Genomic DNA, 3,136 nt, shown 5'->3' with positions numbered 1-3,136 from the left:
GAGTAACCCCAGTACCATCGGCGCTGCAGGGCTTAACTTCTCTGTTCGGGATGGGAAGAGGTGGGACCCCTGCGCTAGGCCGCCTAATTTGTAAGTATGCAGTGACCGGTGATCAGTCTGCATCTAATATCATGTGTTCTTCGGTCTTCGGTCTATCGACTTCAGGCCTTTTTTAACATATTTCGTAGAAACTGTAACAATCCGTAGGTAAGCTTTCGGGCAATTAGTACTGCTCAGCTATGCCATTGCTGACTTTACACCTGCAGCCTATCAACGTCATCGTCTCTGACGGCCCTATATGGAAGTCTCATCTTGAGGGGAGTTTCGCACTTAGATGCTTTCAGCGCTTATCTCTTCCCGACGTAGCTACCCGGCAGTGCAGTTGGCACCACAACCGGTACACCAGCGGTCAGTCCAACCCGGTCCTCTCGTACTAAGGTCAGGTCCTCGCAAACTTCCCACGCCCGCAACAGATAGGGACCGAACTGTCTCACGACGTTCTGAACCCAGCTCGCGTGCCACTTTAATCGGCGAACAGCCGAACCCTTGGGACCTTCTCCAGCCCCAGGATGTGACGAGCCGACATCGAGGTGCCAAACCTCCCCGTCGATATGAGCTCTTGGGGGAGATCAGCCTGTTATCCCCAGCGTACCTTTTATCCTTTGAGCGACGGCCCTTCCATTCAGAACCGCCGGATCACTATACCCGTGTTTCCACCCTGCTCGGCTTGTCGGCCTTACAGTCAAGCTCCCTTATGCTATTGCACTCCTCGTACGGTTACCAAGCGTACTGAGGGAACCTTTGGAAGCCTCCGTTATCCTTTTGGAGGCGACCACCCCAGTCAAACTACCCACCAAGCAATGTCCCCCTACAGGGGTTAGATACCAAGCAAACAAAGGGTGGTATTTCAACGGCGACTCCACAGACACTGGCGTGCCCGCTTCACTGTCTCCCACCTATCCTACACATCGTTTGCCCAGTACCAATGCTAAGCTGCAGTAAAGGTGCATGGGGTCTTTCCGTCCCGTTGCGGGTACACGGCATCTTCACCGTGACTACAATTTCACCGAGCTCATGGCTGAGACAGCGCCCAGATCGTTACACCATTCGTGCAGGTCGGAACTTACCCGACAAGGAATTTCGCTACCTTAGGACCGTTATAGTTACGGCCGCCGTTTACTGGGGCTTCGATTCAATGCGTCGCTTGCGCTAACATCCCCTCTTAACCTTCCAGCACCGGGCAGGTGTCAGGCCTTATACTTAGTCTTGAAACTTCGCAAAGCCATGTGTTTTTGTTAAACAGTCGCCTGGGCCTCTTCACTGCGGCCCCCTGTGACAGGGGCGCCCCTTCTCCCGAAGTTACAGGGCCATTTTGCCGAGTTCCTTAGCCATGATTCACTCGAGCACCTTAGGATTCTCTCCTCGACCACCTGTGTCGGTTTGCGGTACGGGTACTCATACGCTTAACGCTAGAAGTTTTTCTTGGAAGCCCTTAGGATCACTATCCGATTGTCCGAAGACGCTCGGTACTGTCACGTTCGGCTAGGGCTACGCATTTAACTATAGCCCCAATACCTACCCGCTTTAACCCGGTATTCCGTCACCGGGCGGATCTTTCATCACTCCGTCACTCCGTCACCTGTATGAATAGTATGGGAATATTAACCCATTGTCCATCGACTACCCCTCTCGGGTTCGCCTTAGGCCCCGACTAACCCTGATCCGATTAACGTTGATCAGGAAACCTGGGTCTTACGGTGGGCGGGTTTCTCGCCCGCCTTATCGTTACTTATGCCTACATTTGCTTTTCCAAAAGCTCCAGCACCCCTTACAGGATACCTTCGCCGCCGTTGGAATGCTCCCCTACCACTGCATTGCTGCAATCCTTCGCTTCGGTACTAGATTTGATGCCCGATTATTATCGACGCCCTGTCGCTCGACCAGTGAGCTGTTACGCACTCTTTAAAGGAATAGCTGCTTCCAAGCTAACCTCCTGGCTGTCTCTGCAACTGGACCACCTTTGTTCAACTTAATCTAGATTTGGGGACCTTAGCGGAAGGTCTGGGTTCTTTCCCTCTCGGACTGGGACCTTAGCACCCCAGCCCTCACTGCCGGTTCTGTATGACGGCATTCGGAGTTCGTCAGGATTTGGTAGGATTTGACTCCCCCTAGTCCTATCGGTAGCTCTACCTCCGTCATACAATTCCCGACGCTGTTCCTAAAAACATTTCGGGGAGTACGAGCTATTTCTCAGTTTGATTAGCCTTTCACCCCTACCCACAGCTCATCCGGAAGCTTTTCAACGCTTATCAGTTCGGTCCTCCAGTTGGTTTTACCCAACCTTCAACCTGGCCATGGGTAGATCACTAAGTTTCGCGTCTACCCCCTCCGACTCAAACGCCCTTTCAGACTCGCTTTCGCTCCGGGTACAGTACTTAATACCTTACCCTTGCCGGAGAGGAGTAACTCGTAGGCTCATTATGCAAAAGGCACGCCGTCACCACATCGCGTGGCTCCGACCGCTTGTAAGCGCACGGTTTCAGGTTCTATTTCACCCTCCTATTCGGAGTACTTTTCACCTTTCCCTCACGGTACTAGTCCACTATCGGTCTCTCAGGAGTATTTAGCCTTACCGGATGGTGCCGGCAGTTTCAAACGGGATTCCTCCGGTCCCGCCCTACTCAGGATACCCGCCAAATAAACAACCTTCCTGTACGGGATTCTCACCCTCTGTGATCGGCCTTCCCATGCCGTTCCAGTCAATTGTCTTCTTATTATGCAGGTCCTACAACCCCGGTCATGCCGTAACATAACCGGTTTGGGCTCCTCCGCTTTCGCTCGCCACTACTCACGGAATCATTGTTATTTTCTCCTCCTATGGGTACTTAGATGTTTCAGTTCCCCACGTTCGCTTCTCTTTCGAGATAGTCTTAAAGACTGGGTTGCCCCATTCGGATATCTACGGATCAACTCGCATTGGCCAATCCCCGTAGCTTTTCGCAGCTTATCACGTCCTTCCTCGCCTCTGAGAGCCTAGGCATCCCCCGTGCGCCCTTATTCACTTACTTCTACTTTCGTCCACATTCGCATGTGAACCATTGTTACAGTCTCTACTTCAATATGTCAATGAACTTCT

At 52.3% G+C, this 3,136-nt stretch carries 2 rRNA genes; both read right to left on the bottom strand.

Annotated features, from left to right (window positions below):
- Window positions 1–87: ribosomal RNA gene (gene rrf / locus DDT91_RS20325) — 5S ribosomal RNA — on the bottom strand; the annotation flags it as partial.
- A 116-nt stretch (window positions 88–203) separates the two neighbouring features.
- A 23S ribosomal RNA gene (locus tag DDT91_RS20320) occupies window positions 204–3,068 on the bottom strand.
- Window positions 3,069–3,136: the final 68 nt, after the last annotated feature.

The organism is Algoriphagus sp. AK58 (genome assembly GCF_014324365.1).
In the GTDB taxonomy this organism is placed as follows: Bacteria; Bacteroidota; Bacteroidia; order Cytophagales; family Cyclobacteriaceae; genus Algoriphagus.
This window is presented reverse-complemented; position numbering and strand designations above follow the sequence as displayed.